Below are 21,155 nucleotides of genomic sequence, written 5' to 3'. Positions count from 1 at the left end.
AAGAAAAAATGACGCAATTTGCTTTTGTTTTTCCAGGTCAGGGGTCACAGACTCTTGGCATGCTGGCCGATTTGGCCGCTGAATATCCGATTGTTGAAGCGACCTTCAACGAAGCCTCTTCCGTCCTGGGTTATGACCTGTGGCAACTGGTGCAGCAAGGGCCAGCGGAAGAGCTGAACAAAACCTGGCAGACGCAGCCGGCATTGCTGGCCGCCTCCGTAGCGATTTTCCGCGTCTGGCAGCAACAGGGCGGTAAAATGCCTGCAATCATGGCCGGCCACAGCCTGGGTGAGTACTCGGCGCTGGTGTGTGCGGGCGTGTTGGATTTCCAGGCGGCAATCCGTCTGGTTGAGCTGCGCGGCAAACTGATGCAGGAAGCGGTACCGGAAGGCACGGGGGCGATGTCCGCCATTATCGGTCTGGACAACGCCGCGATCGCCAAAGCCTGTGAAGAGTCTGCCCAAGGGCAGGTTGTGTCCCCGGTGAACTTTAACTCTCCGGGCCAGGTCGTTATTGCCGGCAATAAAGAGGCGGTTGAGCGTGCAGGGGCTGCTTGTAAAGCCGCTGGCGCCAAACGTGCATTGCCGTTGCCGGTGAGCGTACCTTCGCACTGTGCACTGATGAAACCGGCGGCGGACAAACTGGCCGTTGCGTTGCAAGAAATCACGTTCAGCGCGCCGCAGGTTGCAGTGGTGAATAACGTCGATGTGCGCACCGAAACCGATCCTGAAGCGATCCGCAGTGCGCTGGTACGCCAGTTGTACAGCCCGGTACGTTGGACCGAGAGCGTAGAGTTTATGGCAGCAGAGGGCGTTACGTTGCTGCTAGAGGTTGGCCCGGGTAAGGTTCTGACCGGCCTGACTAAACGTATTGTTGACACCCTGACAGCAGCGGCCGTTAATGACACCGCCAGCCTGTCAGCGGCGCTTGAGCAATAAAGAGGAAAACAATGAGCTTCGAAGGTAAAGTTGTTCTGGTCACCGGCGCTAGCCGGGGTATTGGCCGGGCTATTGCAGAAACGTTTGTGGCACGCGGCGCTAAAGTGATCGGCACCGCCACCAGTGAAAGCGGCGCTGAGGCTATCAGCAGCTACCTGGGTGCAAACGGCAAAGGGTTTGCGTTGAACGTGGTTGATGCTCAATCTATCGACAGCGTTCTGGCATCTATTCGTGCTGAATTTGGCGAAATCGACATTTTAGTGAATAATGCCGGCATTACGCGTGATAACCTGCTGATGCGTATGAAGGACGATGAGTGGCAGGATATCCTGAACACCAATTTGACTTCCGTATTCCGTCTGTCAAAAGCGGTAATGCGAGCTATGATGAAAAAGCGGTTTGGCCGGATCATCACCATCGGTTCCGTAGTTGGTACCATGGGGAACGCAGGGCAGGCTAATTACGCGGCGGCTAAAGCCGGTTTGATTGGCTTTAGTAAGTCTTTGGCACGTGAAGTTGCTTCACGTGGCATTACAGTCAACGTCGTGGCACCTGGCTTTATTGAGACGGACATGACACGGGCGTTGACAGATGATCAACGTGCAGGCATTTTGTCATCAGTTCCAGCCAATCGGCTGGGGGATGCTAAAGAAATCGCCAGCGCTGTTGCATTTTTAGCCTCTGACGAGGCTGGCTACATCACCGGTGAAACGTTACATGTCAATGGCGGCATGTACATGATTTAAAAAATGCGAAAACTATTTGCGTTATTTGGGGTAAAAACCGCAGAATAGCGTAAAATCGTGGTTTGACCAGCCGGGATTTAGTTGCATCTTTTTCAACATTTTATACACTACGAAAACCATCGCGAAAGCGAGTTTTGATAGGAAATTTAAGAGTATGAGCACTATCGAAGAACGCGTTAAGAAAATCATTGTTGAGCAATTGGGTGTTAAACAGGAAGAAGTTTTAAATAACGCTTCTTTCGTTGAAGATCTGGGTGCTGATTCTCTTGACACTGTTGAGCTGGTAATGGCACTGGAAGAAGAATTCGACACTGAGATTCCAGACGAAGAAGCTGAGAAAATCACTACTGTTCAGGCAGCTATTGATTTCATCAACGCTAGCCAGCAGTAAGAGAACATATCTAGGCGGTCACTCGACCGCCTAAGTTTTTTCTATCCCTAGTGTTATTTTTTCCCTCCTTGGAGGACAAACGTGTCTAAGCGTCGAGTAGTTGTGACCGGACTGGGCATGTTGTCTCCTGTCGGCAATACGGTAGAGTCCACATGGAACGCTCTTCTTGCCGGTCAGAGTGGCATCAGCCTGATCGACCATTTCGATACTACTGCCTATGCAACGCGTTTTGCTGGCTTGGTAAAGAATTTTAACGTTGAAGATTTCATCTCCCGCAAAGATGCGCGCAAGATGGACGCCTTCATCCAGTACGGTATCGCTGCCGGCATGCAAGCTATGCAGGATGCTGAGCTAGATATCACCGAGGCTAACGCCACCCGCATTGGTGCCGCTATCGGCTCCGGTATCGGCGGCCTGGGTTTGATTGAAGAGAATCACAGTTCACTGGTTAACGGTGGCCCACGGAAAATCAGTCCGTTCTTTGTGCCGTCAACCATCGTTAACATGATTGCAGGCCATCTGACTATCATGTACGGCATGCGTGGCCCGAGCATTTCGATCGCCACCGCCTGTACTTCAGGTGTGCACAACATTGGCCACGCTGCGCGTATCATTGCTTACAATGATGCCGACGTGATGCTGGCCGGTGGGGCAGAGAAAGCCAGTACCCCATTAGGTGTCGGCGGCTTTGGCGCAGCACGCGCGCTGTCGACTCGTAACGAAGATCCTCAAGCCGCTAGCCGCCCTTGGGACAAAGACCGTGACGGTTTTGTTCTGGGTGATGGCGCTGGCATGATGGTGCTGGAAGAGTACGAGCATGCTAAAAAACGCGGCGCCAAGATTTATGCTGAAGTTGTTGGCTTTGGGATGAGCAGTGATGCTTATCACATGACGTCACCACCTGAGAACGGTGCGGGCGCTGCGCTGGCAATGGAAAATGCGTTGCTTGATGCCGGTGTGACCACGTCACAAATCGGTTATATCAATGCGCACGGTACTTCAACGCCGGCTGGCGATAAAGCCGAAACGCAAGCAGTGAAATCGGTATTTGGCAGTGATGCACAGCGCGTGTTGGTCAGCTCGACCAAATCGATGACCGGCCACCTGTTAGGTGCTGCGGGTGCGATTGAGTCAATCTTCACCGTACTGGCATTGCGTGATCAGGCCGTACCACCAACCATCAACCTGGATAATCCAGATGAGGGTTGCGATCTGGACTTCGTTGCACATGAAGCGCGTCAGGTGAGTGATATGCAGTATACGCTGTGTAACTCCTTTGGCTTCGGCGGCACCAACGGTTCATTGATCTTCCGCAAGGTGTAATACCTCTGCTGGCAGTCGACAAAAAGCCCGGTTTTTTAAACCGGGCTTTTTTTATGGCGCAGAAACGCGACTCGGAAAACTCTGCTTGCCGGTACCTTTGCTCAATAGCAAGCTGCTGCTAACGACATCGGTGCCTGTTATTCTGTACAGAAAGCTACAGTGGCCAGGGGGAGACTATGTACTGGATTAATGGACATCAGCACGATGCGCTCGCGCCAAGCGATCGCGGTTTGCAGTTTGGTGATGGCTGTTTCACTACCGCTCGGGTGACGGACGGCAAAATCGACTTATTGCCTTGGCATATCGAACGCCTACAGCTGGCGGCGCAACGGCTAATGTTGCCTGTTTGCGACTGGGATGCATTAGAACGTGAAATGGTGCACGCCGCAGAATCTATTTCTCTGGGTGTGGTCAAAGCGATACTGACGCGAGGCAGCGGTGGGCGAGGTTACAGTCCACAAGGGTGTGAAAATCCCACGCGTATCGTCTCCCGCAGCACTTTCCCTTTGCACTATCTGCAATGGCGTGAACAGGGTATCAGCCTGGCGCTGAGTCCGGTCGCACTGGCGCGCAACCCGCTGCTGGCAGGGCTGAAACACCTAAATCGTTTGGAGCAAGTGTTGATCCGCACGCATCTTGACCAGACGGCTGCCGACGAGGCGCTGGTGCTTGACACTGCGGGTATGCTGGTGGAATGCTGTGCGGCTAATTTGTTCTGGCGTAAGGGAAAAGCGGTGTTTACGCCAGATTTGAGTCAGGCCGGCGTGGCCGGGCTGATGCGTCGCCGGGTCATTGAGTTGTTGGCGGACAGTGGCTACAGGTTGCATTGCGTCAGCGAGCCGCTCGAAACGCTGGCCGACGCGGATGAAGTGCTGGTGAGCAATGCATTGATGCCATTGTTGCCGGTAAATATCGCGCAATCATGGCGTTATCCGTCACGCGAACTCTATGATTTTTTGCGCCCACATTGTTAACGATGGCTGATTGATGAAGAAAAGAAAGCTGAAGTTCGTTTCTATTACGCTTGTTCTGGTGTTAGGCCTGCTGTTTTGGGGGTATCAGAAGGTTGAACGTTTTGCTGATACCCCGCTGGCCATCCAGCAGGAAGCCATTTTTAAATTGCCGGCGGGCACCGGACGGGTTGCATTGGAAGGGCTGCTGGTGCGCGATAAGCTGATCCGCAATGGTACGTGGTTCCCGTGGTTGCTACGTCTGGAGCCACAGTTGGCGGAGTTTAAAGCCGGAACCTACCGTTTTACGCCGGGGATGACCGTGCGCCAGATGCTTAAATTGCTGGCCAGCGGTAAAGAAGCCCAGTTTAGTGCTCGCTTTATTGAAGGTTCTCGCCTGCGTGACTGGCTGACGGTGCTGCAACAGTCAAAATACCTCAAACATACGCTGGCAGGGAAAAGTGAGGCGGAGATCGCCGTGGCTTTGGGGATGCCGGAAGGCAGCAACCCAGAAGGGCGCCTGTACCCCGATACCTACTCGTACACCGCCGGCATGAGTGATTTGGCCTTGTTGAAACGTGCCCACCTGCGAATGACCAAGGCATTGGACGAAGCCTGGCAGGGGCGCGATACCACTCTGCCGTACAAAACGCCTGAAGACCTGCTAACCATGGCCTCAATCATTGAGAAAGAGACGGCTGTGCCGGAAGAGCGCACCAAGGTGGCCTCGGTGTTTATCAACCGCCTGCGCATTGGCATGCGTTTGCAGACAGATCCAACGGTGATCTACGGCATGGGCGATGGTTATAATGGCAACATTACTCGCAAAGATTTAGAAACGGCGACACCCTATAACACTTACGTGATCAACGGATTGCCGCCAACGCCGATTGCCATGCCGGGCCAAGCCTCGCTGGAGGCCGCGGCCAACCCGGCGAAGACACCGTATCTGTACTTTGTTGCCGACGGCAAGGGCGGCCATCAATTTACCACTAACCTGGCCAGTCATAATCAGGCAGTGAAAGCCTATCGCCAGGCGTTAAAGGAAAAGAATGAAAAGTAAATTCGTGGTTATCGAAGGCCTTGAGGGCGCGGGTAAAACGACCGCGCGCGACACAGTCGTTAGCGTATTGCGCGAACATGGTGTCAACGAGATTGTCTTTACCCGTGAACCTGGCGGCACACCGTTGGCAGAGAAGCTACGCGACCTGTTTAAACGTGGTGTGGACGGTGAACTGCCAACGATCAAGGCCGAAGTGCTGATGCTGTATGCGGCCCGCGTACAGTTGGTGGAAACGGTAATCAAACCGGCGATGGCGCGTGGCGCGTGGGTCGTTGGCGATCGACACGATTTGTCTTCGCAAGCCTACCAGGGCGGCGGACGTGGGGTTGACCAACAATTGATGGCCTCGCTGCGCGAGACGGTGTTGGGGGATTTCCGCCCAGACTTGACGCTTTACCTGGATTTACCGCCATTAGTGGGCTTGCAACGCGCGCGCGCGCGCGGTGAGCTGGATCGTATCGAGCAAGAAGCACTGCCGTTCTTTGAGCGTACCCGCGCACGTTACCTTGCGTTGGCTGCGCAGGACGAGTCCATTGTCACTGTTGATGCTTCTCAATCGTTAGAGCAGGTAACCGCGGCGATTCGGGGTTGTGTCAGCCAATGGCTACAGCAGCAGGAAGGCGCGTAATGAACTGGTACCCGTGGCTGAATACGCCTTACCGGCAGTTGGTCGGGCAATATGCTGCCGGGCGCGGTCATCACGCATTGCTGTTACATGCTGCGGTAGGTAACGGTGAAGACGCATTGGCCTATGGCCTGAGCCGCTGGTTGATCTGTCAGCGCCGTAACGGTGAGAAAAGCTGCGGTGAATGCCATAGCTGCCGGCTCATGCTTGCAGGGAATCACCCGGACTATCACGTGTTGACGCCAGAAAAAGGCAAAAGCAGCCTGGGGGTGGAACCCATCCGTCAGGTGATTGAGATTCTTTATTCCCATGCGCAGCAGGGCGGAGCCAAGGTTATCTGGTTACCGCAGGCGGAGTTACTGACGGAAGCTGCCGCTAATGCCTTGTTGAAAACGCTGGAAGAACCGCCGGAAAAAACCTATTTCCTGTTGAGTTGCCGTGAGCCATCACGTTTGCTCGCGACGTTGCGCAGCCGTTGTTTGTACTGGCACCTGGCTAGCCCAGATGAGCAACTCAGCCTGCAATGGCTCAACCGCCAAACACCGGGTAATCAGGTTGATCTCCTGACTGCCTTACGTTTGCACGATGGCGCGCCGCTGGCTGCTGAACAATTGTTGCAGCCGGAACGTTGGCAGCAACGTGGAGCATTGTGTGCCGCTCTGCGTACAGCACTGCCACAGCGTGACATGTTGTCGTTGTTGCCGGTGTTGAACCACGAAGACGTCGCAGAGCGGCTACACTGGTTATGCGCGTTGCTCGTGGATGCCATGAAATGGCAGCAAGGTGCGGCAAGTTTCGCACTTAACCAGGATCAACAACCGCTGGTGCACCAACTGGCCAGTTGCTTGAGCAGCACCTCGCTGCAGCAAGTGGTGCAACAGTGGCTTAATTGCCGTCATCAGTTGCTCAGCGTGGTTGGCGTTAATCGCGAGCTGCTGCTGACCGAACAGTTACTCAGCTGGGAGCAAATGCTTGACGTGACCGGCTATTCTCATCCTCATTCGCTGTAAAGAGCTAAAAATATTATGTTGTTAGTAGATTCTCATTGTCACCTTGACGGCCTGGATTACCAAACACTGCACCAAAACGTAGATGACGCGCTGGCAAAGGCCAAGGCGCGCGACGTTGGCTATGTGCTGGCTGTCGCGACTACGCTACCCGGCTATCAAGCGATGACGCAGTTGATCGGCGCACGCGACGACGTGGCGTTCTCCTGCGGTGTACACCCGCTTAATCTTGAAGGCGGTTATGATTACGCTGAACTGCGTCGTCTGGCGGCGGCAGAGCAGGTCGTAGCACTGGGTGAGACTGGGCTGGATTACTTCTATCAGAAGGACAATCTAGAACTGCAGCAAGCGTCGTTCCGCGAACATATTCGTATCGGTTGCGATCTGAATAAACCGGTCATTGTGCATACCCGTGATGCGCGTGAAGACACGCTGGCGATCCTGCGGGAAGAGAATGCCCAGAACTGTGGTGGTGTGCTGCATTGTTTCACCGAAGATTGCGCTACCGCAGAAGCCTTGTTGGATCTGGGGTTCTACATTTCATTTTCTGGCATCCTGACCTTCCGCAACGCCGAACAGTTGCGTGATGTGGCGCGTTACGTACCGCTGGACCGCATTCTGGTGGAAACCGACTCCCCGTATCTGGCTCCTGTGCCGCATCGTGGCAAAGAGAACCAACCTGCCTATGTGCGCGATGTGGCTGAATACATGGCGGTATTGAAGGGCGTGAGCCTGGAGACGCTGGCCGAAGCTACCACCGCCAATTTTTCACGCTTATTTCACATCGACCTCTGAACTTTGGCCTAGGCTATAGCTGTAGTCATCGAATCCGGAATTTTTTTTAAGCTCGTAATTAATCATCGAAACGGGTAATGTTCCCACCCGTTTTAGGACGAGGTGCGGGCGTTTTTTCCTCTTTTTTGCCAAAAAATAGGCAATTTAAGAAAAACACCCGGTTTTGTTCATCGAAACGTGACTGTCATCAAACATTGCGCAGCCTATTTATTTTACTCTGCGTAAAAATTCAAGGGGTGCTCAGACACCCTGAATTGCAGGGGTTTTTTCTCCCCCCCTTGCAACGCGAAGAATCGCGGAAAGTAGCAAAGCACTATTACTCAGGAGCACACTCAACTATGTTCAAGAACGCATTTGCAAACCTGCAAAAAGTAGGTAAGTCGCTAATGCTGCCGGTGTCCGTATTGCCTATCGCAGGTATCCTGCTGGGCGTCGGTTCCGCCAACTTTAGCTGGCTACCTGCGGTAGTCTCCCACGTGATGGCGGAAGCCGGCGGTTCCGTTTTCGCCAACATGCCGTTAATTTTCGCCATCGGTGTTGCCCTTGGCTTCACCAATAACGATGGTGTATCCGCACTGGCTGCAGTGGTGGCTTACGGCATCATGGTGAAAACCATGGCGGTGGTTGCACCTTTGGTGCTGCACTTGCCGGCTGAAGAAATCGCGGCCAAACACCTGGCAGATACCGGTGTACTCGGGGGGATTATCTCCGGCTCCATCGCGGCCTATATGTTTAACCGCTTCTTCCGCATTCAATTACCGGAATATCTGGGCTTCTTTGCCGGTAAGCGCTTTGTGCCGATTATCTCCGGCCTCGCGGCAATCGTTCTGGGCGTAGTATTGTCCTTCATCTGGCCTCCAATCGGTACGGCTATCCAGACCTTCTCCCAATGGGCGGCGTATCAGAACCCGGTAGTGGCGTTTGGTATCTACGGCGTGGTTGAACGTGCGCTGGTGCCATTCGGTCTGCACCACATCTGGAACGTACCGTTCCAAATGCAGATCGGTGAATACACCAACGCAGCAGGTCAGGTGTTCCACGGCGATATCCCACGTTATATGGCGGGTGACCCGACTGCGGGTAAACTGTCTGGTGGCTTCCTGTTCAAAATGTACGGTCTGCCTGCTGCTGCGATTGCCATCTGGCACTCAGCCAAGCCGGAAAACCGTGCTAAAGTCGGCGGTATCATGATCTCCGCTGCGTTGACCTCGTTCCTGACCGGTATCACCGAACCGATCGAGTTCTCCTTCATGTTCGTTGCGCCGATTCTGTACGTAATCCACGCCATTCTGGCGGGTCTTGCGTTCCCGATCTGTATCCTGTTGGGTATGCGTGACGGTACCAGCTTCTCGCACGGTCTGATCGACTTTATCGTACTGAGTGGCAACAGCAGCAAAATCTGGCTGTTCCCAATTGTGGGTATCATCTACGGTCTGGTGTACTACACCATCTTCCGCGTGTTGATTGCCAAGCTGGATCTGAAAACCCCAGGTCGTGAAGATACGGCTTCTGAGCAGGTTACTCAGGGCGGTTCTGAAATGTCTGCGGCGCTGGTTCAGGCCTTCGGCGGTAAAGAAAACATCACCAACCTGGATGCCTGTATCACTCGTCTGCGCGTTAGCGTGGCAGACGTGAGCAAGGTTGACCAGGCTGGCCTGAAAAAACTGGGGGCTGCCGGCGTTGTTGTCGCAGGCTCTGGCGTTCAGGCTATCTTTGGTACCAAATCTGATAACCTGAAAACGGATATGGACGAATACATCCGTAACCATTAATTCAGGCAGGGGAGTTTTAAGGGAGGCGTAAGCCTCCCTTTTTTATTGATTTTAATGTTGATTTATAAGTATTTTTTATTTTTAATGTCCACATTAAGACCGCAGCTAAACACTATGAGACAAATGCCCACCTCTGCGGGCACCCTGATTAGCCAAAGATTAATGAGGTTTGTCCGCTGCTTTTGGGGTGAGGTTGTACAGGATCCACGGTTTGCGGTTGGGAAATCATGCGGGTAAAGGTTTCATGACTCACGAATGTGCCCCCACAATTGATGTTCGTGCATTGGTTGTAACGTTCTTTGGTGGTTGAGGTGATATAGCTTGATGATCGGGTGTGTGCGGCCTGGCCGCAAAGCGGGCAATGCATCATGGCGGGATTCTCCGAGATGCCCTGACTATGGTCAGTATTGCTAATAATTATGCACAATTATTGCTATTTTGCATCACTCCATTTCCAGATCATCAATCTTGACCTCCAAATCGAGGGCGGTAGTAAAACCGCTGTTGTTCAGTGAGTGAGTCACTTTAACCAACGTCCAGTTGGCCTCATCAATCTCTTTTTTGAAACCTGAAACAGTGACCGGTGCTTCCGGGTAAATATCTGCGCGCCCGTGGGCAAGCTGAATAGAGAAGGTTGCAACACCACGCTGAATACGTTCCCAATTGGCCTTTGCCGCTCGTTGTGCGTTATATTTCGACGCGTAGGTATGGCGCAGTACCAACACATTTTCATCACTGCCGATCAGGTATTCTCCCTGTTTTTCATCGACTGGTGCGGGTTTCTTAACCCGGCGGCGTTTAACCTTAACCTGTTCGCTTTTTGCCGTGTGGGTATTCAGCCAATTGGCCACAACGCCGGTATAAGCTCCCCGATCGGTTAACGTGAATTGATGGCTATCACCTGACTGGCGGTTAATGAGGATTGCCGGGATCGGTTTTCCCCCGGCGGTCATATTTTGTCCCTGTTTAAAAAACAGCAGATTGCCATTTTTTATTGCGGCCACTGCGCCATTCTCTTTTGCCAGTCGGGTGATAAAACTCCCGTCTGACTCGGTAGTTTGGTCGATATGCCCGATCTGAATGTCTGCCACATTCTTATTGATAACCGCCGCCAGCTTATTGCGGCCGGCAATGGTTCTGACAATATCCCCTATGGTTTTTTTATGGTAGGAGGCATCGCGTTGCACGTTCAATGTTTGCCGAAAATCGGCACTGCGGGCTGTTATGGTCAATATGTCAGGTGCGCCGGCATGGCCAATTTCATCAACGACAAACGTCCCTTTATCGATCACCCCGGTATATTTCCAGCCAAGTGCAACAGCCAGGCTGACGCCACGGCGGGGCAGCTTCAAATTGCCTTCGCTATCGTCAAGCTCAATATTGATCTGGTCGGCCTCAAAGCCCCGGTTATCCGTTAGCGTCAGGTTGATTAATTTTTCTTTCACCTTCCCGGTGATATCAACGCCATCAATGCTAAGTGAGTACGCCGGGGTATTGTCGCCGCCGAGTTTGTCTAACGTATCGATAAGGCTCATGACAGGAACCCGCCGACGGTATCGGAAACCTGTTCGGCCAGGTCTTCAAATTGCTGAGCTAAATCGCCGAACATGTCTTTTAGTCCTTCATCCGTGCGCTTGAGCGTGATGGTGAACTCAATACGACGGGCGGAGCCATCCGAAAAGAATACAGTTTTGGTGCGGCTCAGGCTTTCGATCACGAACATGCCATGTATTGCGCCGCTCCCCTCAATCAATGACCAGGCCTTGCCGGTTTCCGCCATTAATTGGATAGCCATCAGGGAAACCCGGCCCCCGGTTAATGCCGACAGCAAAACGCCGCTCAGTGTGATGGTTTCATCATCCGGCCCCAGGAATTGGCTTTGCGGGCGAAGTCCGACGCGGCTATTGGTCGGATGCCGCCAGGCCATCTGGTGTTGAAACTCCTGGTATGGAACGGTTTGCAGCATGAACACGAACATGCCTAATGCCATCATCATAATGATCGTCCTCACTCGATATCGTTAAAACTGCTGTTCGCCTTGGATCTTGCCTGCCGTTCCCGTGCATCCAGTTGCCGAGCAACTTCCCGCGCAATGTCCTGAGGGTTGTGGTGAGCCTGAGCGACAATCTGAATAGGGGCGTGAATGTCAATGTAGGTATCACCGCCTTGGTGATGCGATGAAGTAGCCCCGCGCGGGTATTGGCTCCCCGGTAGGCTGTAGGGATGCAAGGGGGCGTCCGCAGCGGTGGCAGGGCCACCCATAAATAACGCGGCAACTGCCGCCATGGCGGCGGTATTCTTGCGACTTGTGACATTCGCCGGCCCGTTGACAATTTCCGGGCCATACTCACCCACGACGCCAAATTTCCCCAGTGGGATCCTGCCGCCGCTGTCGTGTTCGCCGGTATACCTATTGCGTATTGCTGCCGCTGAATTGCCTTGCGGGCCTGGCTTCATAACCACTCCGGCCCGGCGGGCCGCATCGGCAACGCCGGGGTTTGTCTGCGCTAAGATGCGCGTTTTTTCCGATTTGTCCTTAACTTCATCCAGTTTGCCCAGCACCCACTTGATTGATTCTATGAGCAGTTTCAGCGGGGTAAGCGCTAATTCAATGCCGGCGGCCAGAAACTCACCGAACTTTTTCCCCGCTGATGCCGCGCCATCCAAATCTTCTTTTGTCGACTTTATCGGCGTGAGCAGGTCGGTAAACCAGCCCCACAACGTTTTAACTTTGTCACCAATCCAGGTGAATACCGGCATTAGCGGCGCAAAGGCGTCTTTGATGGGGGCCGCCGCAGCTTTGAAACCGTCAACCACGCCGCCCAGGAATGCTTTGATGGGTTTCCAATATTTATAAATCAGTAGGCCCGCGCCGACGACGGCAGCAGCAATCAACCCAAGCGGGCTAACCAAAATACCGAACATGCTTCCCAAGCCGCCCAGGGCAAAACGCAAAAAGCGCAACGGGGACGTAGCCAGCCAGGTAAACACGCGGCCAATGCCCTTAATCCCTTTGGTTGCCGTCTGTAGCGGTGATGATGCGAAAGACGCGACGGCGCGCCCGGCGCTGCCAAGGTGCTGTTTAGAAAATGTCAGTGCATTCTTTCCCGCTTCCAGCAGTGAACGGCTGAAACTACCAAGCTGTTTTGTAGTGATCGGGGTGGTGCTGGCAAATTTCAGCATGCTGAGTGACAGGTTGGGCAGCAGGTGGATCCCCAACATGCGTGTGCTAAATCGGAGCAGGGCGAACGGCCCCAACAGACCGACAACGGCGATGGCCAGCGTGCCAAAAACGGTGGTTGAAATGGCCGCTGCCGCACCAATTTTGACGAGGGCGGCACTGACTTTTGGATGTGCTTTCAGGAACTCAGCAACGCCATGTAAAAAGTTGCTGATGCCTTTTGCTGTTTTGCGCAGCCAGGCGTCATTTTTTTCAAATAATTCAACGCTGATATTTTCCAGAGCGGCATGTAACATCGTCATGTCGCCTTTCATGTTATCCAGCATGGTATTGGAAACCCGCCGGGCCTCCCCGTCGTACTCACCTGGCGCGCCGCGCATCTGTTGCAGCTTGCCGTCTGACACTGCCCGCATTAGCTCACCAAATCCGGTGACGGCATACATGCCGGCAATGTCTTTAAAAATCTTGCCGCGATCGACGTTCCCCATTTTTGACGTTTTCTGATTGATATCTTTTAAAATATCGACCAAATCACGCATATTGCCGTCTTTGTCTTTGGTTGTTACGCCCAGCTTTTTAACCGTGGCACTGTTACCGATACGGCTCAGAATGGCACGCATCGCTGTACCTGCCTGGCTCCCCTGAATACCGGCATTACCCATGATCGCCGTAGCAGCGGACACGGTTTCCAGGCTTTGCCCGTACTCTCGCCCCACACCGGCGGAATATTTCAGCGATTCGCCCAGCATGGGGATATCAACGTTGTTACGGGTAAACAGGGCGGTGAGCACGTCGGCCACCCTGTCCATTTTTTCCGCAGGGATCCCCATGGCCGTTTGGATGTTTGACGCAATATCTGCCGTGGTGCCAAGGTCAATGTCACCGGCAGCGGCCAGATTCAACATCCCTGGCATCGCCTTTAAAACTTGCTGGGGTGAATAGCCGGTTCTGCCAAGAAAATATTGCCCCTCGGCCACCTGGAGATCGGTGAATTTCGACGATAGCGGCAAGGTTCGCGCCTGGTGCCGCAATGACTGCATTTGCGGATCGGCTTTGGTTGGGATGCGCGTCACTGCCTGGGTTTTACTCATCATCGCATCGAAGTCATAGCCCACATGCAGGGCGTCAACCAGTCCACGGCCCATAGCGCGCCCGGTGGCCATTGACGTATAGCCCACCCCGGCGGCCATCACTTTGCGCTGATTGCTTTCATCAAACTGGTGGCGGGCGGCATTCAGCCGCTTTTGCTGCTGGGCCTGCTGGTCTAGCCGTTTCTGCTGTGCGGCTAATGCGCCAGTTACCCCGGTGATGTTTGACCGCAGAGAACGCTGAGCCTCACCCAATCGATTTGTTGCCACGCCGCTGTTTTGCAGGGCGGTACGCTGGTTTTGCAGTGAAGCCCGTAAATCTGCGAATTTCTGTTGAAGCTTAACTGCTTCTTCCCTGGCTTTCTGAAATTGGCGGGCTTGTTTGGCTGTTGGGCCGTCCGTTGATTTCAATGCTACAGCCAGATCGCGCGCTTTTTCACGGGCGGCGTTCAGCGCTTGCGCGGCGGCGGCAACCTGGGTCTTTGTCTTGCGGAAACCGTCAATTTTTCCAGCCTGAGTATCAAGCTGTTTTAACTGGTCTTTTGTGGCTTTAACAGACGCGGCCAGCGTTTTGTTGCTGGCCTGCATGGATTTGAACGGGCGGGTGATTTTATCGACCGCACTCAGTAAAACCTGCAATCGGAGGTTTTTGTCACTCATCACTTGCCCCGCTGCGGATAATAGCTCTGTGCCGCCATTCCAACAGTTCGGCCAGCGGCATCAGGTCGGTCACGGTTGGCGGCCAATGGACGACGGCGGCAATGTCCGCCGTCAGGTCTTCAACGGTTAGCTGTTTAGGAAATCGGATCTGACCGAACTCGGTAAGAAAAAAAGTGCCAGCGCTTGGGACAACTGATACAGGTCTGCCGGATCCAGGCTGGCGACTTCGTTAGCCGTCAGGGCTGGGGAGGTGATACGCGGCAGGACGGTAATCAGTGAATTGACGTCAGTTTCAATCAGCTCCTGCAACCGGGTGCCACGCAACGCACCGGCATTTGGTTTGTTCACGGTCACTTCGGTGATCTGCACGGTGCCGCGCAGGACAGGGACGTCCAGGATCACCGGTTTGTTCAGCAAATCAGTAACGGTATCGCCCTGGCCATCATTGATTTCAACGTTTACAGATTTATCGTTTTTCATTGTTTAACCTTCATTTTGTCTGGTTTACCGGCCCCAGACCGGGGCCACGGGAACACCTGTGCAAGTGGGCTGGCCAGTTACAAGCCGATAGCGCGGCGGTGTTCTGCCAGGCGGTCGACGCCATCCACGATTTCGATCATGTTCACCACGTCGATTTCAAGCAGGACAGCGCCGTCCATCGTCAGCTTGTAATAGGTATTTTTGGCGCTGAGTTTGGTTTGGGTGTTGTCGCCCTGTTTGTAGTTGCCGAAGTCAAACTCAGAAAAACGACCGCGCATGACCACTTCCACGGCGACAATCTCGCCGGTGTCATCGCGCTGGAAAGAGCCTACAAAACGCAGCAGTACGCCATCAACCTTGGCGATCCCCCACTGTTTATAAAGCTGGGCCTCAATGCCGCCGAGGGTGATTTCAGCATCCAGTGCGCCATCATCGATCCCCAGATCAACACCGGCGCTGCCGTTCATGCCACCGCCGCGATACTGTTCAAGCTTTCGCGTCAGCTTCGGCAGGGTGATTTCTTCAACGACGCCCTGATAGTTGTTGGCGTCGTTGAACAAGTTCAGGAATTTCAGTTTGCGTGGTAAGGCCATCGCGTCCCCCTTAGCTGTTCACGTTCTGAGTAAAATTCATCAGATATTGGTCGGTGATGCGCTGACGCAGCAGCAGATTTTCAAGCGGCGGCACAGGCGTGTAGTTGTAGTCCAGGATCAGCTTGCCTGCTTTCAACGTGTCTTTATCGTTGGCGGCATCATCCATCCGGCAGTCGCCGTCGATAATGTAGCCGCCGGATTTCAGCTCACGGAATTTGGCCTTGATGCCTTCGATAATGTCTTTGGCAAGAGAAGGGTGCATAGGCTGGTCAACGGCCCACATTTGCGCTTCGGCCATGGTGTCCGCCAACACCTGCGCGGTGCGGGTGTAGTTCTCAAACTGGAACAGCGGATCATCAGAGCAGGTGCGGGAACCCCAGAAACGGAATCCATCTTTGCGGATCAACGTGGTGACGTCGTTTTGGTTCAGCAGATTGGCATCGGTGGCCGTATCCTGCAAATCCCAATACACGTCAGCACTGATGCCGGTCACGCCATTGACACCGACGTTTGACAGGGTTTTGTGCCAACCGGTTTGCTCATCAATCTTGGCGCGCAGACCTAATGCACGGGCCGTTGCGTAGGCGGTTGCCGATGCGTTGGTCACGCTGTCCCAGCTCAGGAAGTCTGGCCAGATCAACATAGCTTCACGCTGGCTGAAATTTTTACGGTAATCGATGGCTTCGGCCACGGTTTTACAGCCATAGGTGCTTAGGTACGCGAAGCCGCGTAGGCTTTGCGCGATAGCTAACAATTCAGAGGCAACAGCCTCATTATCATGACCGGGCACACCCAGAATACGGGGTTTTACGCCAAGTTGGCTTTGCGCTGCCAGCAGGGCTTTCATGCCGGTTTTTTTGCCTTCGGTGGTCACGCCGCCGATGATGTTGGTTGTGGTTTCTGCTTCGGTTTCACCCTGAGCTACGCGTACTATGACAGTTACCGGTTTTGTCTGGTCGCCGATGGCGTCCAGGGAACGGGCCAGGGTGCCTGACTCGCCGGCTTTACCGCTGGCGGTCAATACGTCGGTGAGCAATACGGGCGTGTTTAACGGGAAGGTTTTCGCATCGGCGTCATCACCGGTACAGACCAGCCCAATAATAGCCGTGCTGATGGTGGTAATGGTGCGAGTGCCTTCGTTGATTTCCTGGACGCGCACGCCGTGGTGGTAGTCTTGAGCCATTAGGTGGATCTCCTATAACGGTGTTCCCCTATGGTGTCTGCGGCAGGCGGTTAATGCATATGGTGGGCATTGTGTGAGGGCTGGCACAAGGTGCGTGGTGAAGTTTGCCAATAGTCTTGACAGCACATATAACAATGACCGCGTTTACAGAAAAATGAAAGCCCCAGAAGGGGCTTATGTGTATTAGCTCAGACTTGAGCTGACATTGTCACAGCACAGAGCTTAACCTAATCTAACAGGGCAGTTCTGTGCCAGAAGTAGATATTGTAAACATCTAATTGTATTGGATATTTGAGAGCATTCCATTGTGGGTTTGTTCTATCCTACAAAAGCACAGAAGGTTTAATTAAATTAGTTAATGACTCTTGAGTTAATCTCGTTCAATTTTCACTATAACATAAACCAGTTAAGGTAAATTGGTTTATGTTATTTGTATTAATTATTGAAAAGGTTATTGTATAAGATTAAAAATGTAAGGCACCATTACCAAACACATGCATAGCCATAGAGGCTTTAGGACTGATGAATTTTTTTTCCACTATTTCATTGGCTTTAAAAGTTGCCTCGGCAATATTTAGATGGCTCTTTAATCCCGATATAAATTCTGGTAGCCATATCGAAGGGATGGATATATGTAAACTCCAACTCGGTGATATTACGGCATCATAACCAGATTCTATTAACCTTGTTATTAATGTGTTATTGCTATTGGTATAGGTGTTTTTAACCATGCTCCCTGAATGACAAATAAATAATATAGCAACACGGCCAGTGCCAAATAATGTATCAATGTTGAATGTTTTATCCTTTCCAGGGTAAACACCATAAAACCCGACAGTGTTATCTTTGCCACCATGCGATATAAATATATTTACATCAGAGTTTGCTGTCGGAGTGTCAGAGATATCACAACGCACTTCATCTTTGTTTATAACACGTTCTACTTCTGAGTAAGCTATAGCAATGGCAAAATCATTTTGATTCATTGGTGCCCATAGGTAGAAGTCATCATTTATATTTTTAGAGATGTAGTTATCAATAGAAAATGGTGCTGACAATATATATTTTTCACCAAAAACTTCATCATTTACTTTTATAAGGTTAAAAGGCATGCCCATCATTTTAACATCAGGAAAGATAACAATTTTCTCTTTAAAACTAATATCTTTAATTTCCAGGTTGGGCAGTGATTCAATTATTTTATTTTTTTCAACCTTCCACACATCCTCATTTTCAATGAAAATATCATTTGAAGGATTATCATTAAACCCCATTCCACTAATCCATTCATCAATCCATTCATTAAAGTCATTTAAATTTGCCGATTGTACATAGCCAATATACTCTAAGTTCTTACCATTTAAAATGAGAGAGTATAATTTATTGTCATTAAATCCAACCCAAAAATAAGAGGTGTCATCTTCAAGTTGTGATGCCACGGAATTGTAATACTCATTTAAATTCAATCTATTTGATTTGTAATTATTAGGTTCTATTTTTACCATCCCATTGACAGGCATTATCATATCGCCCTTGAATAATATTGACGCGTCAGATTTTAACTTATGCGCTAATAAAAAACCTTCAATATCTTTGCTTTTAATCGATTCATCTATTAGGTTATTTGCTAGTGGTATTAGAGAGTTAACCTCATATACATAGTCATTTTTATTTCTTGTTTTAGATAAATTATCCATCCCTTTAATTAGACTGTTCTTTAAATTCCCACTAATGCCTAATAATGATTCTTTTAATTGTGTGACTAATTTTCTATCTAGAGAATCTTCAAATTTTAAAATGACACTATGAAAGTACTTCTGTTCATTATTCTCAGGAAAGATTTTCATGAGGTTATGTAGCAGTACAAACCATGGAATAATAGACCCACTATGAAACGAAATAATATCATTTATTTTCTTTTCAAGATATTTTCTTATATCAACTGTTACTTTTTCATCTTTTTCAAGTATACTTAGATTAAAATAAGCAAGTTGACATTTTTGGCTTTCATACTCTTCTATATTCAGAGTGCTTATAACATCAGTGTAATACTTCCTTGCTAAAGGGAATAGATTTGAATCCCTAAGTAAGATGAATAGTTCTATAAGCGTTTTATTTTTCAGTTCATGATTAATTGTCGCCTTGTCGAATGAAATAATAAAAAGCGATAAGCTTAATAGGGCGTCCAATATGTTTTTTTGTGATGTATACATAATGAACTTCACATAAAATCCATAATATAATTCTTTTTTGTCAAAAGAACAAAATAGAGATTCCTCTGAAAAATCCCTTGCTAACTGAGGGTAGCCATCTATGCTTAGTCTGGAAAGAATGGAACCAAATTGAATGTAAAACTCATGCTGCAAATTATACTTATAAGAATAATGATGTGATATAGCTAAAGATATTATTCTAGTGCTAAGATCTTCATTAATCTCACCCTCTACGAAAGGAGTGGCGATATGCATATCCAAAAGATATTTATTGGTGTTATAAAACCCTAATTCGTTAGGTATGTTGACTGAGTTTATATTATCACTAAATATTCTAATCTCCCTATGAGGGAATGCGAAGTAACACTCTTCAAGATATTTCATATATACTTCATCATCAACCTCCTCTCCTTTACTATGGGGAGGGAAATAACCATCTGTGTCTAATACTTTATTAATATGCTTTAGAGAAAAAACGGCCAAAATTGGAATGGAAAGTGATTCATGCTTATGCAATTCATGAGATAAGTCAGAAACAAAATGCCGTATTTCATCTAATTCACAGTATTTTAATCCTTGAAGCAAAGATAGCATCTCATCCATTATCAAATCACCCACATTTTCATGCAATGATTTTTTTCTAATAATAAGTTCCTTTAGGTGTTCAATATTCACATTCATCTCCTTGTTTAAAATAACTTAAAAAGTGTTTTTGTTGATTTAATTATATCGTTTATATTTTTTTATGAAGTAAAATATATAATGTAGCCAAATTTTATTGGGTGAGGAAAAATTCACTGTGAAAATTTGGTTGGCAGCGATGGTAATAAAACATTCAATAAGAATTAATGTTGATGCAACTATTTGCATTTACACTAAAGTCTCATCTTATGAGACTCTATAGTTCCGTGCATGGATTTCATTAATCAAATTCCTATCCAATAATTCGTTATACGACTTACAGAAATCCTGTAAGGGAATGTCCGCTACTAGCTCAGAGCGGACTGTCAGATTTGATTGTGTGCTGCCAGAGAATGCTATCAGCTCAAGTCTGAGCTAATACAGCTTATGCAACACGGTGCCACAGCATTTGCAGCTTGTGGCGCTCAACTATACTGACTGCCTGCCCTTGGCCGAGTGCATCAGTTTTCCCCGAAACGGGGTGGCCGTGTGGGCCTAATTCCATTTCGTGATCGTGTTCGCCGGCTTCGTCCGTGTCGCCTTCCTGATAAGGGTCGAAGAATACCCGATTGTTACCGCCCAGCTCATAATCACTGTTGCGTTTAGGTACGCCATGATGAACGTGCTTACCGCCGAGTTTGGTGCGCTTAGTCCCAAGGTCAGTATCTTGCGCCGTCCCTGATACGTTGATTTCTTCCACTGGCAGGTTGGCACGCGCAATTGTTACGGTGTCGCTACCACCCAGAGCGCCAACATCTGAACCGTCTGCTTTTGCCGTTCTGATCGTCAGGTGTTCGCCGGCATACTCCCATGTTGACCACGGCCAACGTTCATTGGGGTTTAAGTTCTGGTTGAAAAGGCGAGAAGATCCGACCGGGTTATCCAGTTCCCAGGCATCATGAATGGCTGTTTTTACCGCTTCGGCAATTTCATTCTTAACGCTTTCGCTCAATTCTCCGGTTGCTTCATCCGTGTAGTCTTTGGCCTCGTTTTTAGCGGCGTTAACGTCCTGTTGTGTCGCAATGACAACGGTCGGATCGATAATCAGCACCACATGTTCGGTGCTGCTGACAGCCAACTGCACGCGCACGATCTGCGTGCGGCTTGAGCCATCAGTGGTTAGTGGCTTATAGCTTTCCGGCATGTTGCCAACGGCGATACATACGCCATCGGACGCGAACAGTGCGACCTCTCGAAGCCACCACCCGCCAGCCTGTGCCGGTATGATCATTTCAGCTTCAACGACATTTGCAGCAGTATTGGTAATGGACAGTCGATTTAATGGCTCGCGAAAGACTTCATTGATCAGCGCCGTTTGTTCTGGGCTTGGCCGTGGCAACACGCTGCCACCGTCGCCGACTGCCATCTCGGTAATATCCAACAGGGTGCCGGTGGCGATCGCATCGGCTAGCCTGGCTGCGCCGATGTTTGTGATAACAGAGTAATATTTTTTCATCATGTGCAAT

The 21,155-nt window shown here is 50.5% G+C and carries 20 protein-coding genes; 10 read left to right on the top strand and 10 right to left on the bottom strand.

The features are described from left to right. Positions 1–8: 8 nt before the first annotated feature. The 10 genes from fabD (at position 9) to ptsG (ending at position 9,610) form a co-directional block, all read left to right on the top strand. Positions 9–938, top strand: a complete 930-nt coding sequence (gene fabD, locus AC2FC2_RS03805) for an ACP S-malonyltransferase (RefSeq protein WP_404759832.1) — start codon at positions 9–11, stop codon at positions 936–938. 11 nt (positions 939–949) lie between these two features. Further along, on the top strand, positions 950–1,684 hold the full coding sequence (fabG, locus tag AC2FC2_RS03800; protein ID WP_020826338.1) for a 3-oxoacyl-ACP reductase FabG: 735 nt from the start codon (positions 950–952) through the stop codon (positions 1,682–1,684). A gap of 154 nt (positions 1,685–1,838) precedes the next feature. Beyond that, positions 1,839–2,075 (top strand): acyl carrier protein, encoded by a 237-nt coding sequence (acpP, locus tag AC2FC2_RS03795; RefSeq protein WP_004719003.1) that lies wholly within the window; start codon positions 1,839–1,841, stop codon positions 2,073–2,075. Between the two features lie 81 nt (positions 2,076–2,156). Beyond that, positions 2,157–3,398, top strand: coding sequence for a beta-ketoacyl-ACP synthase II (fabF, locus tag AC2FC2_RS03790; protein ID WP_490658775.1), 1,242 nt, complete (start codon positions 2,157–2,159; stop codon positions 3,396–3,398). A gap of 176 nt (positions 3,399–3,574) precedes the next feature. Next, positions 3,575–4,372 carry an aminodeoxychorismate lyase gene (pabC, locus tag AC2FC2_RS03785; RefSeq protein WP_209632732.1) on the top strand — a complete coding sequence of 266 codons (798 nt, stop codon included), beginning with the start codon at positions 3,575–3,577 and terminating at the stop codon, positions 4,370–4,372. Between the two features lie 13 nt (positions 4,373–4,385). Beyond that, positions 4,386–5,411: an endolytic transglycosylase MltG gene (mltG, locus tag AC2FC2_RS03780; RefSeq protein ID WP_209632733.1), complete on the top strand. Its 1,026-nt coding sequence runs from the start codon at positions 4,386–4,388 to the stop codon at positions 5,409–5,411. Continuing rightward, positions 5,401–6,039, top strand: coding sequence for a dTMP kinase (gene tmk / locus AC2FC2_RS03775; RefSeq protein WP_209632734.1), 639 nt, complete (start codon positions 5,401–5,403; stop codon positions 6,037–6,039). The genes mltG and tmk overlap by 11 nt, the downstream gene beginning before the upstream one ends. Then, on the top strand, positions 6,039–7,046 hold the full coding sequence (gene holB, locus AC2FC2_RS03770) for a DNA polymerase III subunit delta' (RefSeq protein WP_209632735.1): 1,008 nt from the start codon (positions 6,039–6,041) through the stop codon (positions 7,044–7,046). The genes tmk and holB overlap by 1 nt, the downstream gene beginning before the upstream one ends. A 15-nt stretch (positions 7,047–7,061) precedes the next feature. After that, on the top strand, positions 7,062–7,838 hold the full coding sequence (locus tag AC2FC2_RS03765; RefSeq protein WP_265554947.1) for a metal-dependent hydrolase: 777 nt from the start codon (positions 7,062–7,064) through the stop codon (positions 7,836–7,838). 338 nt (positions 7,839–8,176) lie between these two features. Next, positions 8,177–9,610, top strand: coding sequence for a PTS glucose transporter subunit IIBC (gene ptsG / locus AC2FC2_RS03760; RefSeq protein WP_209632737.1), 1,434 nt, complete (start codon positions 8,177–8,179; stop codon positions 9,608–9,610). 148 nt (positions 9,611–9,758) lie between these two features. Here the strand turns inward: ptsG and AC2FC2_RS03755 are convergent, their stop codons facing one another. From AC2FC2_RS03755 to AC2FC2_RS03710, 10 genes are all read right to left on the bottom strand, one after another. Then, complete coding sequence (locus AC2FC2_RS03755; RefSeq protein WP_006322501.1) at positions 9,759–9,980, bottom strand: ogr/Delta-like zinc finger family protein; 222 nt, start codon at positions 9,978–9,980, stop codon at positions 9,759–9,761. 73 nt (positions 9,981–10,053) lie between these two features. Then, positions 10,054–11,145, bottom strand: coding sequence for a phage late control D family protein (locus AC2FC2_RS03750; protein ID WP_490658774.1), 1,092 nt, complete (start codon positions 11,143–11,145; stop codon positions 10,054–10,056). Beyond that, on the bottom strand, positions 11,142–11,606 hold the full coding sequence (locus AC2FC2_RS03745) for a phage tail protein (RefSeq protein ID WP_490658773.1): 465 nt from the start codon (positions 11,604–11,606) through the stop codon (positions 11,142–11,144). The genes AC2FC2_RS03750 and AC2FC2_RS03745 overlap by 4 nt, the downstream gene beginning before the upstream one ends. A gap of 11 nt (positions 11,607–11,617) precedes the next feature. After that, positions 11,618–14,539, bottom strand: a complete 2,922-nt coding sequence (locus tag AC2FC2_RS03740) for a phage tail tape measure protein (RefSeq protein WP_490658772.1) — start codon at positions 14,537–14,539, stop codon at positions 11,618–11,620. Further along, the gene (locus AC2FC2_RS03735; RefSeq protein ID WP_490658828.1) at positions 14,532–14,654 is read right to left on the bottom strand and encodes a GpE family phage tail protein; all 123 of its coding nucleotides are present in this window, start codon (positions 14,652–14,654) and stop codon (positions 14,532–14,534) included. Before AC2FC2_RS03735 ends, AC2FC2_RS03740 begins: the two co-directional genes overlap by 8 nt. A gap of 11 nt (positions 14,655–14,665) precedes the next feature. After that, positions 14,666–15,019, bottom strand: a complete 354-nt coding sequence (locus AC2FC2_RS03730; RefSeq protein WP_490658771.1) for a phage tail assembly protein — start codon at positions 15,017–15,019, stop codon at positions 14,666–14,668. A gap of 77 nt (positions 15,020–15,096) precedes the next feature. Next, positions 15,097–15,612: a phage major tail tube protein gene (locus tag AC2FC2_RS03725; RefSeq protein ID WP_006322489.1), complete on the bottom strand. Its 516-nt coding sequence runs from the start codon at positions 15,610–15,612 to the stop codon at positions 15,097–15,099. A gap of 10 nt (positions 15,613–15,622) precedes the next feature. Continuing rightward, positions 15,623–16,795 carry a phage tail sheath protein gene (locus AC2FC2_RS03720; RefSeq protein WP_490658770.1) on the bottom strand — a complete coding sequence of 391 codons (1,173 nt, stop codon included), beginning with the start codon at positions 16,793–16,795 and terminating at the stop codon, positions 15,623–15,625. Between the two features lie 464 nt (positions 16,796–17,259). Further along, the gene (locus AC2FC2_RS03715; protein WP_490658769.1) at positions 17,260–19,683 is read right to left on the bottom strand and encodes a hypothetical protein; all 2,424 of its coding nucleotides are present in this window, start codon (positions 19,681–19,683) and stop codon (positions 17,260–17,262) included. A gap of 391 nt (positions 19,684–20,074) precedes the next feature. Then, positions 20,075–21,148 carry a phage tail protein gene (locus tag AC2FC2_RS03710; RefSeq protein WP_490658768.1) on the bottom strand — a complete coding sequence of 358 codons (1,074 nt, stop codon included), beginning with the start codon at positions 21,146–21,148 and terminating at the stop codon, positions 20,075–20,077. Between the last annotated feature and the right edge of the window lie 7 nt (positions 21,149–21,155).

It is taken from the genome of Serratia sp. CoH_122_TC_1 (assembly GCF_058191755.1).
Note: the sequence above shows the minus strand (reverse complement) of the source record. Positions and strands in the feature narration are given on the sequence as shown.

What these genes read in the sequence shown, in the direction of transcription:
- fabD (WP_404759832.1), top strand. Translation starts at nt 9, where the DNA reads ATGACGCAATTTGCTTTTGTTTTTCCAGGTCAGGGGTCACAGACTCTT.
- fabG (WP_020826338.1), top strand. Translation starts at nt 950, where the DNA reads ATGAGCTTCGAAGGTAAAGTTGTTCTGGTCACCGGCGCTAGCCGGGGT.
- acpP (WP_004719003.1), top strand. Translation starts at nt 1,839, where the DNA reads ATGAGCACTATCGAAGAACGCGTTAAGAAAATCATTGTTGAGCAATTG.
- pabC (WP_209632732.1), top strand. Translation starts at nt 3,575, where the DNA reads ATGTACTGGATTAATGGACATCAGCACGATGCGCTCGCGCCAAGCGAT.
- mltG (WP_209632733.1), top strand. Translation starts at nt 4,386, where the DNA reads ATGAAGAAAAGAAAGCTGAAGTTCGTTTCTATTACGCTTGTTCTGGTG.
- tmk (WP_209632734.1), top strand. Translation starts at nt 5,401, where the DNA reads ATGAAAAGTAAATTCGTGGTTATCGAAGGCCTTGAGGGCGCGGGTAAA.
- holB (WP_209632735.1), top strand. Translation starts at nt 6,039, where the DNA reads ATGAACTGGTACCCGTGGCTGAATACGCCTTACCGGCAGTTGGTCGGG.
- AC2FC2_RS03765 (WP_265554947.1), top strand. Translation starts at nt 7,062, where the DNA reads ATGTTGTTAGTAGATTCTCATTGTCACCTTGACGGCCTGGATTACCAA.
- ptsG (WP_209632737.1), top strand. Translation starts at nt 8,177, where the DNA reads ATGTTCAAGAACGCATTTGCAAACCTGCAAAAAGTAGGTAAGTCGCTA.
- AC2FC2_RS03755 (WP_006322501.1), bottom strand. Translation starts at nt 9,980, where the DNA reads ATGATGCATTGCCCGCTTTGCGGCCAGGCCGCACACACCCGATCATCA.
- AC2FC2_RS03750 (WP_490658774.1), bottom strand. Translation starts at nt 11,145, where the DNA reads ATGAGCCTTATCGATACGTTAGACAAACTCGGCGGCGACAATACCCCG.
- AC2FC2_RS03745 (WP_490658773.1), bottom strand. Translation starts at nt 11,606, where the DNA reads ATGATGATGGCATTAGGCATGTTCGTGTTCATGCTGCAAACCGTTCCA.
- AC2FC2_RS03740 (WP_490658772.1), bottom strand. Translation starts at nt 14,539, where the DNA reads ATGAGTGACAAAAACCTCCGATTGCAGGTTTTACTGAGTGCGGTCGAT.
- AC2FC2_RS03730 (WP_490658771.1), bottom strand. Translation starts at nt 15,019, where the DNA reads ATGAAAAACGATAAATCTGTAAACGTTGAAATCAATGATGGCCAGGGC.
- AC2FC2_RS03725 (WP_006322489.1), bottom strand. Translation starts at nt 15,612, where the DNA reads ATGGCCTTACCACGCAAACTGAAATTCCTGAACTTGTTCAACGACGCC.
- AC2FC2_RS03720 (WP_490658770.1), bottom strand. Translation starts at nt 16,795, where the DNA reads ATGGCTCAAGACTACCACCACGGCGTGCGCGTCCAGGAAATCAACGAA.
- AC2FC2_RS03710 (WP_490658768.1), bottom strand. Translation starts at nt 21,148, where the DNA reads ATGATGAAAAAATATTACTCTGTTATCACAAACATCGGCGCAGCCAGG.